This is a genomic window from Streptomyces cylindrosporus (assembly GCF_022698165.1).
Lineage (GTDB): Bacteria > Actinomycetota > Actinomycetes > Streptomycetales > Streptomycetaceae > Streptomyces > Streptomyces cylindrosporus.
Window position 1 is genome coordinate 645,069 of sequence record NZ_JALDAY010000002.1, and the last position, 15,253, is coordinate 660,321.

12 protein-coding genes and 1 tRNA gene are annotated in these 15,253 nt (G+C 69.5%); 4 read left to right on the forward strand and 9 right to left on the reverse strand.

Annotation, left to right across the window (positions count from 1 at the left end; genetic code table 11):
• Positions 1-4: 4 nt before the first annotated feature.
• A complete protein-coding gene (locus MQP27_RS08045) occupies positions 5-1,162 on the forward strand; it encodes an acyltransferase family protein (protein WP_242762907.1) in 1,158 nt (385 codons plus the stop codon).
• 114 nt (positions 1,163-1,276) lie between these two features.
• On the opposite strand, the gene MQP27_RS08050 is transcribed toward MQP27_RS08045, so the two are convergent.
• The 6 genes from MQP27_RS08050 to MQP27_RS08075 all read right to left on the reverse strand — a co-directional run bounded on the left by MQP27_RS08050 (position 1,277) and on the right by MQP27_RS08075 (position 7,427).
• Positions 1,277-4,333 carry a helicase HerA domain-containing protein gene (locus MQP27_RS08050; RefSeq protein WP_242762910.1) on the reverse strand — a complete coding sequence of 1,019 codons (3,057 nt, stop codon included), beginning with the start codon at positions 4,331-4,333 and terminating at the stop codon, positions 1,277-1,279.
• Positions 4,330-4,875, reverse strand: a complete 546-nt coding sequence (locus MQP27_RS08055; RefSeq protein ID WP_242762912.1) for a hypothetical protein — start codon at positions 4,873-4,875, stop codon at positions 4,330-4,332. Before MQP27_RS08055 ends, MQP27_RS08050 begins: the two co-directional genes overlap by 4 nt.
• A 106-nt stretch (positions 4,876-4,981) precedes the next feature.
• Positions 4,982-6,067, reverse strand: a complete 1,086-nt coding sequence (locus tag MQP27_RS08060; RefSeq protein ID WP_242762915.1) for a hypothetical protein — start codon at positions 6,065-6,067, stop codon at positions 4,982-4,984.
• Positions 6,068-6,075: 8 nt separating this feature from the next.
• Positions 6,076-6,579 carry a DUF4365 domain-containing protein gene (locus MQP27_RS08065; protein ID WP_242762918.1) on the reverse strand — a complete coding sequence of 168 codons (504 nt, stop codon included), beginning with the start codon at positions 6,577-6,579 and terminating at the stop codon, positions 6,076-6,078.
• 209 nt (positions 6,580-6,788) lie between these two features.
• A tRNA-Leu gene (locus tag MQP27_RS08070) sits at positions 6,789-6,873 on the reverse strand.
• Between the two features lie 110 nt (positions 6,874-6,983).
• Positions 6,984-7,427: a MarR family winged helix-turn-helix transcriptional regulator gene (locus MQP27_RS08075; RefSeq protein ID WP_242762921.1), complete on the reverse strand. Its 444-nt coding sequence runs from the start codon at positions 7,425-7,427 to the stop codon at positions 6,984-6,986.
• A 90-nt stretch (positions 7,428-7,517) separates the two neighbouring features.
• On the opposite strand from MQP27_RS08075, the gene MQP27_RS08080 reads away from it, so the two are divergent.
• Positions 7,518-8,492, forward strand: a complete 975-nt coding sequence (locus MQP27_RS08080; protein WP_242762923.1) for an LLM class flavin-dependent oxidoreductase — start codon at positions 7,518-7,520, stop codon at positions 8,490-8,492.
• An 18-nt stretch (positions 8,493-8,510) separates the two neighbouring features.
• Here MQP27_RS08080 and MQP27_RS08085 read toward each other — a convergent pair whose 3' ends face one another.
• Genes MQP27_RS08085 through sucC form a run of 3 tightly spaced genes read right to left on the reverse strand, consistent with a single transcriptional unit; the run spans position 8,511 to position 12,171 of the window.
• Entirely contained in the window at positions 8,511-10,076 is a 1,566-nt protein-coding gene (locus MQP27_RS08085; RefSeq protein WP_242762925.1) for an aldehyde dehydrogenase family protein, read from the reverse strand.
• Positions 10,077-10,129: 53 nt separating this feature from the next.
• The gene (gene sucD, locus MQP27_RS08090) at positions 10,130-11,029 is read right to left on the reverse strand and encodes a succinate--CoA ligase subunit alpha (RefSeq protein WP_242762935.1); all 900 of its coding nucleotides are present in this window, start codon (positions 11,027-11,029) and stop codon (positions 10,130-10,132) included.
• 11 nt (positions 11,030-11,040) lie between these two features.
• Positions 11,041-12,171, reverse strand: coding sequence for an ADP-forming succinate--CoA ligase subunit beta (sucC, locus tag MQP27_RS08095; RefSeq protein ID WP_242762938.1), 1,131 nt, complete (start codon positions 12,169-12,171; stop codon positions 11,041-11,043).
• Positions 12,172-12,315: 144 nt separating this feature from the next.
• On the opposite strand from sucC, the gene MQP27_RS08100 reads away from it, so the two are divergent.
• Both MQP27_RS08100 and frc read left to right on the forward strand, forming a co-directional pair.
• On the forward strand, positions 12,316-13,998 hold the full coding sequence (locus MQP27_RS08100; protein ID WP_242762941.1) for a thiamine pyrophosphate-binding protein: 1,683 nt from the start codon (positions 12,316-12,318) through the stop codon (positions 13,996-13,998).
• A gap of 10 nt (positions 13,999-14,008) precedes the next feature.
• On the forward strand, positions 14,009-15,250 hold the full coding sequence (gene frc / locus MQP27_RS08105; RefSeq protein ID WP_242762946.1) for a formyl-CoA transferase: 1,242 nt from the start codon (positions 14,009-14,011) through the stop codon (positions 15,248-15,250).
• Positions 15,251-15,253 lie beyond the last annotated feature (3 nt).

The following is a 15,253-nucleotide window of genomic DNA, read 5'->3' on the forward strand; positions in this document are numbered from 1 at the left end:
CGTAATGTCCCAGGACCAGGCCACGGTGGCCACCACCGAAGCTCCCGTAACCGCTCTGCCGGAGCGCGGGGTCTCCCCGCCGCATGCGCGGGCGAAGGAGCGTGACTCCTACTTCGACAACGCGAAGTACCTGGCGATCGTGCTGGTGGCCGTCGGACACGCCTGGGAGCCGCTGCGGGACGGCAGCCGTACCGTCACCGCGCTGTACACGCTCGTCTACGCCTTCCACATGCCGGCGTTCATCGTCGTCTCCGGCTACTTCTCGCGCAGCTTCGACGCGAGCCCGGGCCGGATCCGGCGCCTGGTGACGGGGGTGGCCGTGCCGTACGTCGTGTTCGAGACGGCGTACACCCTCTTCACCCGCTGGACCGACCAGCAGCCGGACCGGCCCATCAGCCTGCTCGACCCGCTCTATCTGACCTGGTTCCTGGTCGCGCTGTTCGTCTGGCGGCTGACCACCCCGATCTGGCAGCGCGTGCGATGGCCGCTGCCGCTCGCCCTCGTGATCGCCGCGCTGGCGACCGTCTCGCCGTCCATCGGCAACGACCTCGACCTGCAGCGGGTCCTGCAGTTCCTGCCCTACTTCGTGCTCGGCCTGTGCCTGCGGCCGGAGCACTTCCGGCTGGTGCGCCGCTGGCGGGTGCGCCTGCTGGCGGTCCCGGTGTTCGCCGCCGCGCTCGCCGTGGCGTACTGGACGGTGCCACGGATGACCGGCTCCTGGTTCTTCCACCGCGACAGCGCCCCGGAACTGGGCGCGCCCACCTGGTACGGGCCGCTGATGACGCTGGCGTCCTTCGGGTGCTCCATGGTCCTGGTCGCCTGCTTCCTGGCCTGGGTGCCCGGGCGGCGCACGTGGTTCACGGCCCTGGGCGCGGGCACGCTCTACGGCTACCTGCTGCACGGGTTCGTCGCCCAGGGGTCCAAGTTCTGGGGCTGGTACTCGCCCGACTGGATCCACCGGCCGCTCGGCGAGCTCACGGTCACGGTGGCAGCCGCCACGATCGTGACGCTGCTGTGCACACCGCCCGTCCGGCGGATCTTCCGCTGCGTGGTGGAGCCGAACATGGGGTGGGCGTTCCGACGGGACCCGCGGGACCCGCAGGGCGCGCCGGAACCGGCCCGTGAGCTGGGAACTCGGATCGGGTCACGGGCGTTGTCCTGATACCGACCGAGCAGGAGTAGCCACCCGCTGTCCGCCAGACCGACGGCTGGCCCCGGCGAGTTACGGACCGGGATCTCGGCATGGGCCAGGACGCCCTCACCACCTCACGATCGCTCAGGTACCCCGGCGGGCTCGCTCGACGATCTCGTCCTCCGTGAGCGGCACATCGTGGTGACTGAGGCAGATCGGCACCTCGATCTTGCTGAATCCGGTCCCTTCGGTTGCGGCGTTGAACATGCCGCGCGGGAGACCGGCGAGGTTGTCGAGAACCGTGTTCCGCGCCTGTGCCATGCCCTCGGCCGCGCCGATCTGAGCATTGGCGGTGAGCCGGCCGATGAACTGGGTCACGGTGTTGCCCAGTGCCTGGTTGTGGATCCCCTTGGGCGCCTGCGAAGCAAGGACCATTCCGAGCCCGTACTTGCGTATCTGGCGGATGAGTTCGACCGTGCTCTCCGTACTCGGATTCGACGCCCCGGAGGGCACGAAGTTCTGCGCCTCGTCCATCACCAGCAGCCCGCCCAGGGCACGGTCGCCGACCGGATTTGCCCTGAACCAGGAGAACAAGGTCGCCTGGAGGCGGCTGACGAACTGGGCCGGTCCGTCGCCGGACAGGCCGATGAAGCTGATCACCGAGATACGGGCGGCCTTTCCCGGCGACGGGATCAGGAGCATGCCGGGATCGGCAGGTGCGCCGGACTCCCCGAACAGCGGGTCGGTCTCCATCGCGGCTTCCAGCGTGTCCGCCATCTGCACCGCGAAGCGCATGGTCCTGCTGTTCACGATGTCGTTCGGGGGCTCGGCGAGCAGCTCGACGAAGCCGGCCAGGGTCTTGCCGCCGTCACGCGCGTACCGTTCGAGGGCACGCTTGAGGACCCCCAGCTGCTGGGTCGCGCGACCACTGCTGCCACGTACACCGGCGTGCGGCGCGAGTGAGGTCACGGTCGACCTGACCAGACGGGGAAAGTCGTCCTCGTCGTCGAGGACGGGCCCGAAGTCGGGAAGCGGGTGGAAGGAGATCGGACGTCCCCGGTTCAGACCCGGTGTCCACACCACCACTTCGACATCCGCGAAATAGCGTCGGGCCTCGCGCTCATGGTCGTCCGTCCAGCCCTTCGGCGGCCGCGACCAGGGGTCGCCGAGCCGGGCCAGGTCGTCGTTCGGATCCAGCACGATCGCCGAGACGCCGCGCAGCGCGCACTGCTCCACAAGCCGCTTGATCAGGACCGTCTTGCCCGATCCCGCCGCGCCGACCACCGCGGTGTGCATCCGGAGCCGTTCCATGGGTATCGCAAACGGACGGCTGCCCCGGACCGTGGTTCCGACGACGATGTCGGTACGAGCGAGCTCGGCGTCCTCCGCCACCCTGGAGCCGGCATCCGCGGTCGCGATGCCGAGATGCTGCCGCAGATCGGCCAGCACCGGCGCGAGGACCTCGATGCGGGAGGCGGGGCGCTCCTGTCGTAGCCATTCGTCCAGGCCCGACGTACGGTCGTCGAGCATGGCCCGGAGGGCGGCCAGGGTTCGCAGGTCGGCGGCGCCGATCGGTAACGACACCCCGCCCCGCGCCTCGAAGTCGTCCTTGATCTCCTTGGTCTTGGGGCCGCTCGGGTACGGCATGTTGCGCAGCAGGATCAGCCGGCGGCTCGCCAGACCGGCCGTCAAACCGGCCTCCACGGCCGCGCTACGGATCCGGGTCTGGGCGGCGATGGCGTTGCTCGCGGCGATCGCCCGGAAGGACCAGTGGATCTCGTTCTCGCTGGCCTCGTCCACGACATAGCGCAACCGGGCGTGCAGCGCCGCCTTGCGGCCGAAGTCGGTCTCGATGAGGAACCTTGTCTCGTCCGCACCGAGTTCCTTGACCAGGCTCAGCAGCCCGACGCCCAGCAGAGCCGGCATCAGGTCATCCTCGAACGTGGCATCGAGGGGCCGGAGGTCATCGGCCTCGGCTCGGAGCTTTTCGAAGGACTCGGTCAGGGCGTGCAGGTTGCCGGCCTTCGCGTGCGGGGTCTGTACGGCCGTCCTGGGCTCTTCGTCTGTCAGGGAGGTCAGCTCGATGACCGTGCCGGTCCGCTCGCACTCGGTGAGGTGCTTCTCGACGCGCTTGAGCAGTCGCCGTGCGGTGAAGCGGTGGGGAGCTTCGGCCAGCGCGGCCGGGCTGATCGGCCAGGTCGGGTAGGGCGGGGTGAACCCCTCCGCCTCGTAGCCCTGGCGAAATCGGCTGCTGATGATGGCGGCAGCCGTGTCCGCGTCGGGAATCGCTCCGAGCGTCGGCAGGACGTCGAACCGATCCAGGGCGGAACGAAGTGCCGATCGGGAAATCAGTTCCCAGGTGTCCTGGAGGCACGCCACGACCATCAGGGTCCGGCGGGTTTCCTCCCGCAGATCCATCAAGCCGGCAGCGATGTCCTTGGTCAGCCCTTTCGCGGTCGCCTTCTCGGCAGCCACCAGGTTGTCGAGCTGGTCGAAGGCGAACACCAGCGGTCCGGCAAGGGCGAACAGGCGCGTGAGATCGCGGAGCAGGACTTGAGCAGCTCTCCCGCGCGACGACATCCCCCAGGCGGCGCGTCGGCCCGGATCGTCGTCGCCAAGTGCGAGGTAGGCGTGGCCGACCCCCGCGGCATCGCCTGTGGAGGCGACGAGCGCCAGCGCGCGGGCCGTATCGCCGGCCTCGTTGCCGACCTGCCGGTCGATCTTGCGGATGCCCTGCACGAACGCGTCGACATGCGCGCGCGTCAACTCGCGCTCACCGACGAGGGCGTTGTGGGTCTCCGTGTCGAGGCCGGCTTGGCGCGACAGCTCTCCGAGCAGGCGAACCAGTTGCAACTGGCCGCCCTCGTCCTCCCGGTACAGACTGCCGACGAGACTGTCAGTGGCGCCCTCCCAGAAGTCCCGGCCGGTCACGAGCTTGATGTAGAAGAAGAAGCCGCCGCGCTCCTGGATCTCGTGGCGGGTCCAGCCGAGCAGATGCGTCTTGCCTGATCCCCGCTCCCCGCACACCACCGCCGCGACCGGCGAGTGGGCGCGCTCGACGGCGCTCATCGCCCTTTCCAGCCGCCGGTACACCTCCGGATGAAGGCCGTCGACGTGGTAGGCCACCGGCTTCCAGACCTCGTCCTGCGTCGGCGCGGTGCTGATGTGGAGGGTCTTCAGGGCCGCGATTTCCCTGTTCACGCCGGTCCGATCCGCAGCAGGTGGCGGGGTTCGCCGCCGATCTCGACGGCAGCCTTGTGGTCGTCGTCGTTCAGCGTGCGCTGGTTCAGTCCGGCCATCAGCTGTACGTCGGGCTGCTCGATCATCCGGTCGAGTTCGGCGTCGACAACCCCTCGCGGCAGGTCCACCAGCCACGGACGCAGCGCCGACAGTCTGACCCAACTGCCCGGTTCCCGGCGGACGGTGAGTTCCGTGTAGACAGCGCGGATCCAGTTCTCGACATCGGGCTTGAAGAACTCGCCGAACTTGGTGCCCGAGCGGGCCAGATACTGTCCGACGTTGTCCAGCACCGCATACAGCACCCCAGCCGGAAACTTCGCTCCGTCCGGGCGACCGGCCACCAGAGCGGACTCGCACCAGCTCCGGCCCGCAGGGGTGAGCTGGTGCGTGTTGACCGCGCCGCGCTTCTTGGTCGCGATCCGCTCGGCATCCTCGTTCACGCGTCGGCGTACGGCCGCGGTGATCTCCAGACCGGCGAGTTCGCGCAGTTCACGGTTTGTCACCGGCCGCGCGACCACCATCAGGGCAAACAGCGATGCGTGGTCCCGTAAGGTCAACTCCGTCGGCACAGTCCCCTCCTCGATGAGGCCTCAGTGGGCCGAAAGCCGTTCAGATGTCGAGCTCCCGCCCGGGCACCAGCTCCACCCGGCCGGTCGTGCTGGACAACTCGCCCGCCACTTCGACCTCGCGCCCCTCCCGATGCGCGGTGATGGCGCGGTCGTACGACTCCTGGTCCGGAAGTCGCACCCAGACAGCACGCCGGACCGGTTCGGCATGCTCGGTGCGCAGGTCGCCGCGGACCCTGATCCGCCACCGGTCGTTGCCGGATGCGTCGTCGTGCAGCCCCTCGACCACACCGGAGACCGTCGCGGCACCGCCGGCGTTGAGGCGACGAAGTCGCTCGTGCGCCGCCGACAGCAGCGAGCCCGAAGTCTCCGGGAAGGAGACGACGTGTGACGGCGCATCGAGTGGCTGCGAGCGCGCCCACCGGAACGTGATGTCGAACGGCTCGCTCCCTTTGGCGCCGCTGAGTTCGCTGAGCGCCTTGCACAGATCCGCGGAGACGCCGGCCGTGACGGTGTCGTCGAATGACGCGGGGTCGCCGTCCGCCACGGCTGCCCGCGCTGCGCTCACCGCCTCATGCATCTGAACCAGGACGGCCCGGCCGGTGACGTTCTCTCCACTCGGCGACCAGACCGTCGCATCCGCCGGGACCCGGGTCTCCACGACATAGCTCCCGGCGCGAGAGGGGCCGAGTTCGGCCGCACGCAAGAGGTCGCCCACCACGCCCGGTTGCCTGCCGGCGAAGGCGAAGTGCGGGCCCTGTACGACGGTGCGCGCCGCCGCGGCCAGAACATTGCGGACTCCCAGCACCGCCTGCATACCCAGGAGCAGTGAGGTGTAGCCGGAGTCGTGGCCGGTGGGAAAGGTGCGGAAGGACTGCTTGTCCAGCTGCGGTCTGGCGATCTCCAGGGCGATCTCACCGGCCGGCCGGTCCTCCAGCGCGCACAGACAGCGCAGGATCTCCCGTACCCGGCGGTCGTTGTCGCCCATGCCGTCGCGAGCGGGCACCAACACCTCGTAGTCGCCCGGGTGTTGCCAGACACTCGCCCCGCGCCAGCCTTGTGGATCCCGCTCCCAGCCCGTTTCCGCCAGATAGCTGGCGATGTCGTCGACCTTCAGCGGAATCGTCATCGGTTCCCCTACCAGTCCGACTGTGTCTCGGCGAGCCGGCGCAGTGAGGCGGCGGTGAGCACGTTCGCTGTCGGAACCCTGACCGGACGTATTCGCTTACGATCAGGATCCTTGATCGGCTCCTCGCAACGAAGCGAGACAAAGTAGCCCAGGTGACGAAGCATGACGCCCTCGGTGGTCATGGCCGCGTACTCATCCTTGTCCGCGGGGACGCAGATGACGAACAAGAACCGGGGAACGGTGAAGTCGGGGCCGGCGAGCTTGTTGAACTGCCATTCGTTGAGCCCGCGGTAGTGCAGATGGCCGGATGAACCGGACGGCTTCGACCACGTCTTGACCTGGGCTTCGATCCTGGGTGACAGCCACCGTCCGTACCGACCGGTGGCACGGAATCCGAGGTCGATCCCATCAGCATCGAGATCGTCGTGCGAAACGATCAACCCTGCCGCTGAGGCCAGCACACGGACGTAGTCCTCCCCGAACTTGCCCTGATGCTGCTTCGCATCGAGCACGAAAGCCCCCCAGATGTCCCCCTACCGTGGCGCACAGTAGCCGGAATCTTACGGGACGCACTGAAGGCTGTCAGGGCCGAATAATGGCCCTTTCAACAGGCAGCCGCCACGTGCGCCGCCTGGGCTGGGCCGGCGGCTGACCTACGACCCTGAAACAGGAAAAGTGCTGGCCAAAGCACGGCCAGCACCCCTTGTGTGTGCACAGTCAGTGTCCGAGGGGGGACTTGAACCCCCACGCCCGATAAAGGGCACTAGCACCTCAAGCTAGCGCGTCTGCCATTCCGCCACCCGGACCAGGTGTCTGCCGCCCGGCCGGGGGTGTTCCCCGCGGCGACACGGACAACAATACCAAGGTTTCGGAGCGCCTTTCACCTGCATATCCGTCACCCGAGGTGACCGTTCCGCTACGGCTTCCCGTCGGCGAGCAGGGCCTGAAGCGCCCGCACGAGACCCTCCGCCTGCCCCTCGTCCAGCGGCGCGAGAAAGCGCCGTTCGGCGGCCCGCCGCGCCTGCTCCGCCTCGCGCAGGCACTGCTCGCCCGCGGGGGTCAGCTCGACGATGTTCTTGCGGCGGTCCTGCGGGCTGCGCCGCCGCGTCACCAGGCCGTGGTCCTCCAGGCCGTCGACCAGCGACACCATCGTGGTCCGGTCCACCCCGAGCCGGCCGGCCGCCTCGGCCTGCGACAACGGCTCCTCGCCGGACAGCACCACCAGCACGGCCAGTTCATGACCGTCTATCCCGTACGGCGCGAGCGCCTCCGCGGACGCCCGGGCGAGCTTGGCCTGCGCGTGCTTGAGGAGGTAGCCGAGCCGGAGTTCGAGGGGTGCGGGTCTCGCGTCTGCTGCCATGCACAGACTGTAACCCCGCCTGATCGTCAGTACTCCTGATGATTTAGTACGCTGACGAATATGATGGTAAAGAACATGACGGTGACGAGCATGACGACGACTGTGCGCTTCGGCATCAAGACCACCCCGATGCATGTGCCGTACGAGGACATCCTCCGGGTCTGGCTGGAGGCGGACGCCGTGCCGGAGATCGAGGACGCCTGGCTGTGGGACCACCTGCTGCCGGTCGCCGGCCCGAAGGACGGACAGATACACGAGGGCTGGACCCTGCTCAGCGCGCTCGCCGCGCAGACCGGACGGCTGCGGCTGGGTCTGCTGGTCACGAGCAACCGGATCCGCCCGCCGGCCCTGCTGGGCAAGATGGCGTCCACGGTGGACGTGATCTCGGGCGGGCGGCTCGTGCTGGGGCTCGGCGTGGGCGGCACGCACCAGCCGCCGGGTGCGGGCGGGATCGCCGGGGCCAATCCCGCGATCGAGGAGTACGAGGCGTACGGGCTGACGCTGGTGCCGCCGGCCGAGGGCATCGCGCGACTCGCGGAGACCGTCGAGATCCTCAAGCTGATGTGGACGCACGACGTCTTCGACTTCGCCGGCCGGCACTACCGGCTGAAGGGCACGCGGAACGAGCCCAAGCCGGTGCAGCGCCCCGGTCCCCCGCTGCTGATCGGCGGCTGGGGCACCCGGCTGCTGCGGCTGGTCGCCGAGCATGCCGACGTGTGGAACATCCCCGGACCGCCGCACAACAGCGTCGAGTTCGTCGCCGAGCGGGCGCGCGTGCTGGACGCGCACTGCGCCGACCTCGGCCGCGACCCGCGCGAGATCACCCGGTCCGTACAGGTACTCGTGTCGTACGACGACCCGGCGGCGACCCGCGCGACGGTGGCCACACTGGTCGGCGCCGGCGTGAACCACGTCGTACTGAACCTGCCCCGCCCCTATCCGCGGGGCGTGGCACGGTGGTTGGCGGACGAGGTGATCGCCGGGTGGCGTCCCCGGGACGCGGACGCGGACGCGGGCGCGCACACGCACACGGGGGACGCCACCCAGCCGTCGGTCACGGCATGAGCCGGGCGGCAGTCCGGTTCACGGCATGAGGTGGTAGTCCGGGAAGTTCCCGGGCAGCCGCTCTCCCGCCGGGCCCTGTGTCACGGCGCGCACGAGCAGTTCGCCGCCGACGAACGCGCCGCGCCAGGACGCGCCGAATCCGCCGAACAGCTCGTCGCGGTCGCCGCGGGAGCGCGGCTTGCCGTGGCCGACCTTGAACGCCCGGATCTGCGGGGCCAGTCGGTCGAAGGTGGCCCGGTCGTCCGTGGACAGCGTGGCCACCAGCGCGCCGTTGGAGGCGTTCATCGCGGCCAGCAGCTCCGCCTCGGTGTCGACCAGGACGATGGTGTCGACCGGGCCGAACGGCTCCGCGTGGTGCAGTGGTGAGGACGGCGGCGGGTTCAGGAGCGTGACCGGCTGGACATACGCCGAGGTGTCCTGGCCCGGCAGGAAGCGGGCGTCGGCCTCGCTGCCGCGGTGCAGCGGGACGGCGCCGCGGTCGACGGCCTCGGCGACCTGGTCGCGCAGCTCCTTCGCCTTGGCCGCGTTGATGACCGGCCCGAAGTCCAGTACGGGGTACGGGTCTTCGGCCTGCTCGACGGCGAGCGGGTGGCCGACCCTGAGCGTGCGCACCGCCGGGAGGTACGCCGCGAGGAACTCGTCGAACAGCTGCCGCTGGACGACGAAGCGCGGGTACGCCGTGCAGCGCTGCTTGCCGTAGTCGAAGAGCTTGGGGATCACCGCCGTCAGCGCGTCCCAGTCCGAGTGGTTCCAGATGCCCCAGGTGTTGAGTCCCTCCTGTTCGAGTACGTGTCGTTTACCCAGGTCGGCGACGGCGGTGGCCACCGCGGCGCCGGTGTCGCGGCCGCCGACGAAGGAGACGCAGCCGATCTCGGGCGCCCGCACCAGCGCCTGGGACAGCTCGCCCCCGCTGCCGCTGACGAGGGTGGCGGGAATCCCCTCGCGCGCGGCGAGCGCACAGGCCAGGGTCAGACAGGCGAGGCCGCCGTCGGTCGGGGTCTTGGCGATGACCGCGTTGCCTGCCAGTGCCTGGACCAGCATTGCGTGAACGAGCACGCTCATCGGATAGTTCCAGCTCGCGATGTTGGAGACCGGGCCGTCGAGCGGGGCCCGGCCGTCGAGCATGGGGTCGATTCCGTCGACGTACCAGCGCACTCCGTCGACGGCCCGGTCCACGTCGGCCTGCGCGAGCCGCCAGGGCTTGCCGATCTCCCAGACGAGGAGCAGGGCGAGCAGTTCGCGGTGTTCGGTGAGTGCGTCGAGGGTGGCCGCGACGCGGGCCCGGCGCTCGTCGAGGGGGACGTGCCGCCAGGCGCGGTGCTGGTCGAGCGAGGCGCGGACGGCCTGGTGGGCGGTGTCCCGGTCCAGGCGGGGCGGGCCGGCGATGGGGCTGCCGTCGACGGGGCTGGTGGCGGGCAGCGCCCGGCCGTCCGTCCGCCAGGCGGAGCCCCAGAGGTTGAGGACGCGGTCGTCCTGGAAGGCCTCCGGGGCGACGGCGAGGCAGCGCTGCCAGGCGTCTGCCCAGGCCGTGCCTGATTTGAGGGTGAGGGTGGGAGTGTTGCCAGGGTTGAGGTCGGTTGCCATCGGGTTGCTCCGCTCTCGGTGCACAGTCGGGGGCGGGGGTTGCATGGCTCACATCAACTATGAGTGTCGGCAGGCCCGGCTTCGAGACAGGCGAGCACGAGTTTCGCCGTCTCCGTGGGTGTGGATCCCACCCTCACCCCGACCGCCTCCAGCGCCTCCTTCTTCGCCTGCGCGGTGCCGGAGGAGCCGGACACGATCGCCCCGGCATGCCCCATCGTCTTTCCCTCGGGGGCGGTGAACCCGGCGATGTAGCCGACCACGGGCTTGGTGACGTGCTCACGGACGTACGCGGCCGCGCGCTCCTCCGCGTCGCCGCCGATCTCCCCGATGAGGACGATCAGTTCGGTGTCGGGGTCGTCCTGGAAGGCGGCGAGGCAGTCGATGTGCGTGGTGCCGACGACGGGGTCGCCGCCGATCCCCACACATGTCGAGAAGCCGATGTCGCGGAGTTCGTACATGAGTTGGTAGGTGAGCGTGCCGGACTTGGACACCAGGCCGATGCGGCCCGGCTTGGTGATGTCGGCCGGGATGATGCCGGCGTTGGACTGGCCGGGGGTGATCAGGCCCGGGCAATTGGGCCCGATGATGCGGGTGCCCTTCGACTTGGCGTACGCGTGGAAGGCGACGGAGTCGTGGACGGGGATGCCCTCGGTGATGACGACGGCGAGCCCGATGCCGGCGTCGGCGGCCTCGGTCACGGCCGCTTTCGCGAAGGCGGGCGGCACGAACACGACCGTGACGTCCGCGCCGGTGGCGTGGATGCCCTCGGCGACCGACCCGAAGACGGGGACGGCCCGGTCGTCGAAGTCGACCGTCCGGCCGGCCTTGCGCGGGTTGACGCCGCCGACGACGTTCGTGCCGGCCGCGAGCATGCGCCGGGTGTGCTTCATGCCCTCGCCGCCGGTCATGCCCTGGACGAGGACCTTGCTCTCCTTGGTGAGGTAGATGGCCATGTCGGGCTCCTTCAGCCGGTGGTGGCGAGTTCGGCGGCGCGGCGGGCGGCGCCGTCCATGGTGGTGGCCTGCTGGACCAGCGGGTGTGCGCGGCCGTCGAGGATGGCGCGACCGCGGGCCGCGTTGTTGCCGTCGAGGCGCACGACCAGCGGTTTGGTCAACTGCACGGAGTCCAGGGCCTGCACGATGCCGTCGGCGACCGCGTCGCAGGCGGTGATGCCGCCGAAGACGTTGACGAAGACCGACTTCACCGCCGGGTCGGACAGGATGACGGTCAGGCCGTCCGCCATGATCCGGGCGGAGGCGCCGCCGCCGATGTCGAGGAAGTTGGCGGGCCGGGCGCCGCAGCCCGCGACCACGTCCAGGGTCGACATGACGAGCCCCGCGCCGTTGCCGATGATGCCGACCTCCCCGTCGAGCTTGACGTAGTTCAGGCCCTTCGCGGCGGCCGCCGCCTCCAGGGCGTCGTCGTGCTCCATGTCGTCGGCTCCCCAACGCGCCTGCCGGAAGCGGGCGTTGTCGTCGAGGGTGACCTTGCCGTCGAGGGCGAGGACCTGCCCCTGCCGCGTGCGCACGAGCGGGTTCACCTCGACGAGCACGGCGTCCTCGCGGACCAGCACCTCCCACAGCCGTACGAGAACGTCGACGGTCTGCGCGGGCAGTCCGGCCGCCTCGGCGATCTCGCCCGCCTTCGCCGAGGTGACGCCCTCGGCCGGGTCGACGGGGATGCGGGCGACGGCCTCGGGCCGGCTTGCGGCGACCTCCTCGATGTCCATGCCGCCCTCGGCGGACGCGATCGCGAGGAAGGTGCCCGCCGCGCGGTCGAGGACATAGGAGACGTAGAACTCGGTCTCGATGTCCACGGGTTGGGCCAGCATCACCTTGCCGACCGTGTGGCCCTTGATGTCCATGCCCAGGATCTGGCGCGCGGTGAGCTCCGCGGCGGCCGGGTCGGCGGCGAGTTTCACACCGCCCGCCTTGCCTCGTCCGCCAGTCTTGACCTGGGCCTTCACTACTACGCGCCCGCCGAGTGCGCGGGCGATCTCACGGGCCTTCTTGGGAGAATCGGTCACCTCGGCCCTCGGCACCACAATGCCGTGTTCCTCGAAGAGTTCCCTTGCCTGGTGCTCGTACAGGTCCATTCCGGCTCCTGACTTAAAAGTGCCGCACGCCCCCTGGACACCACCCACCGGATGCGGGATAACAAGCTTCATACAGTATTCGTCGACTGTATGCAATGTACCGCGAGAGCGTTCCAACCCCCTACGAAGGGACAGGACTTCGCCATGCCCGACGACACCCAGGACGTGATTTCCGGTGGTCATCTCGTTGCCAAGGCGCTCAAGGCAGAGGGAGTCGACCGCATCTACACGTTGTGCGGCGGCCACATCATCGACATCTACGACGGCTGCGTCGACGAGGGCATAGAGGTCGTCGACGTCCGCCACGAACAGGTCGCCGCCCACGCCGCCGACGGCTACGCGCGCATCACCGGCAAGCCCGGCTGCGCGGTCGTCACCGCCGGTCCGGGTACGACCGACGCCGTCACCGGTGTCGCCAACGCCTTCCGCGCGGAGTCCCCGATGCTGCTGATCGGCGGCCAGGGAGCGCTCACCCAGCACAAGATGGGGTCACTGCAGGACCTCCCGCACGTCGACATGATGACGCCGATCACCAAGTTCGCGGCGGCCGTGCCGGACACGGCCCGCGCCGCCGACATGGTGTCGATGGCGTTCCGCGAGTGCTATCACGGGGCGCCGGGGCCGTCCTTCCTGGAGATCCCGCGCGACGTCCTCGACGCCAAGGTCCCGGTGAGCAGGGCGCGCGTGCCGAAGGCCGGTTCCTACCGCGCCTCGACCCGCTCGGCCGGCGACCCCGAGGCGATCGAGAAGCTCGCCGACCTGCTGGTGCACGCCGAGAAGCCGGCGATCCTGCTCGGCAGCCAGGTGTGGACGACTCGGGGCACCGAGGCCGCCATCGAGCTCGTACGTACCCTCAACATCCCGGCGTACATGAACGGCGCCGGCCGCGGCACCCTCCCGCCCGGCGACCCGCACCACTTCCAGCTGTCGCGCCGGTACGCCTTCTCAGGCGCCGACGTCATCGTCATCGTCGGCACGCCCTTCGACTTCCGCATGGGCTACGGCAAGCGGCTCTCGCCGGACGCGACCGTCGTGCAGATCGACCTCGACTACCGGACCGTCGGCAAGAACCGCGACATCGACCTCGGCATCGTCGGTGACGCGGGCCTGGTGCTGAAGTCGGTGAGCGACGCGGCCTCCGGGCGCATCAACGGCGGCGCCGCCAAGCGCAAGGAGTGGCTCGACGAGTTGCGCGCGGCCGAGCAGACCGCCATCGAGAAGCGGCTGCCGAGCCTGAAGTCGGACGCCTCACCGATCCACCCGTACCGTCTCGTCAGCGAGATCAACGACTTCCTCACCGAGGACTCCATCTACATCGGCGACGGCGGCGACATCGTCACCTTCTCCGGGCAGGTCGTCCAGCCCAAGTCACCCGGGCACTGGATGGACCCGGGCCCGCTCGGCACCCTCGGCGTCGGCGTCCCCTTCGTGCTCGCGGCCAAGCAGGCCCGGCCCGACAAGGAGGTCGTCGCCCTCTTCGGCGACGGCGCCTTCTCCCTCACCGGCTGGGACTTCGAGACCCTCGTCCGCTACGACCTCCCGTTCGTCGGCATCGTCGGCAACAACTCCTCGATGAACCAGATCCGTTACGGCCAGGCCCAGAAGTACGGCCTGGAGCGCGAGCGGATCGGCAACACCCTCGGCGACGTCCACTACGACAAGTTCGCGCAGATGCTGGGCGGTTACGGCGAGGAGGTCCGCGACCCCGCCGACATCGGCCCCGCCCTGCGCCGCGCCCGCGAGTCGGGCAAGCCGTCGCTGATCAACGTCTGGGTCGACCCGGACGCGTACGCCCCCGGAACCATGAACCAGACCATGTACAAGTGAGGTGGCCCGCATGACTGGAACGCCCACCAAAGCACTCGCCGGTGTCCGTGTCCTCGACATGACCCACGTCCAGTCCGGTCCCTCGGCGACCCAGCTGCTGGCCTGGCTCGGCGCGGACGTCGTCAAGCTGGAGGCGCCGACCGGGGACATCACACGCAAGCAGCTGCGCGACCTCCCGGACGTCGACTCCCTCTACTTCACCATGCTCAACTGCAACAAGCGGAGCATCACCCTCAACACCAAGACCGAGCGCGGCAAGGAGATCCTCACCGAGCTGATCCGGCGCTCCGACGTCATGGTCGAGAACTTCGGACCGGGCGCGGTCGACCGCATGGGCTTCACCTGGGACCGCATCCAGGAGATCAATCCGCGGATCGTCTATGCCTCCATCAAGGGGTTCGGGGACGGCCCGTACACCAACTTCAAGGCGTACGAGGTCGTCGCGCAGGCCATGGGCGGGTCGATGTCGACCACCGGCTTCGAGGACGGGCCGCCGCTGGCGACGGGAGCCCAGATCGGGGACTCGGGCACGGGCGTCCACGCCGTGGCGGGGATACTCGCCGCACTGTTCCAGCGCGAGCACACCGGGCGCGGGCAGCGGGTGAACGTGGCCATGCAGCACGCTGTGCTCAACCTCTGCCGGGTGAAGCTGCGCGATCAGCAGCGCCTGGCCCACGGTCCGCTCCGTGAATATCCCAACGAGGACTTCGGCACGGAGGTTCCCAGGTCCGGGAACGCGTCCGGCGGCGGCCAGCCCGGCTGGGCGGTCAAGTGCGCGCCGGGCGGCCCGAACGACTACGTGTACGTCATCGTGCAGCCCGTCGGCTGGCAGCCGATCAGTGAGCTCATCGGCCGGCCCGAGCTCGCGGACGACCCCGAGTGGGCGACGCCGGAGGCCCGGCTCCCCAAGCTCAACAAGATGTTCCAGCTGATCGAGGAGTGGTCCTCGACGCTCCCCAAGTGGGAGGTGCTGGAGCGGCTCAACGCCCACAACATCCCGTGCGGGCCGATCCTCTCGACCAAGGAGATCATCGAGGACGACTCGCTGGTCGCCAACGAGATGGTCGTCACCGTCCCGCACCCCGAGCGCGGCGAGTTCACGACCGTCGGCAGCCCGCTCAAGCTCTCCGACTCCCCCGTCGAGGTGACCAGTTCACCCCTGCTCGGCGAGCACAACGAAGAGGTCTACATCGGCGAGCTCGGCCTCGGCGACGAGGAGCTGCGCCTGCTCAAGTCGAACGGAGTGATCTGACGT

Excerpts from the sequence above, each read along its gene's own strand:
- MQP27_RS08075 (WP_242762921.1), bottom strand. The coding sequence starts at position 7,427 with ATGGCAGCAGACGCGAGACCCGCACCCCTCGAACTCCGGCTCGGCTAC.
- MQP27_RS08080 (WP_242762923.1), top strand. The coding sequence starts at position 7,518 with ATGACGACGACTGTGCGCTTCGGCATCAAGACCACCCCGATGCATGTG.
- frc (WP_242762946.1), top strand. The coding sequence starts at position 14,009 with ATGACTGGAACGCCCACCAAAGCACTCGCCGGTGTCCGTGTCCTCGAC.
- MQP27_RS08045 (WP_242762907.1), top strand. The coding sequence starts at position 5 with ATGTCCCAGGACCAGGCCACGGTGGCCACCACCGAAGCTCCCGTAACC.
- sucC (WP_242762938.1), bottom strand. The coding sequence starts at position 12,171 with ATGGACCTGTACGAGCACCAGGCAAGGGAACTCTTCGAGGAACACGGC.
- MQP27_RS08060 (WP_242762915.1), bottom strand. The coding sequence starts at position 6,067 with ATGACGATTCCGCTGAAGGTCGACGACATCGCCAGCTATCTGGCGGAA.
- MQP27_RS08100 (WP_242762941.1), top strand. The coding sequence starts at position 12,316 with ATGCCCGACGACACCCAGGACGTGATTTCCGGTGGTCATCTCGTTGCC.
- MQP27_RS08085 (WP_242762925.1), bottom strand. The coding sequence starts at position 10,076 with ATGGCAACCGACCTCAACCCTGGCAACACTCCCACCCTCACCCTCAAA.
- sucD (WP_242762935.1), bottom strand. The coding sequence starts at position 11,029 with ATGGCCATCTACCTCACCAAGGAGAGCAAGGTCCTCGTCCAGGGCATG.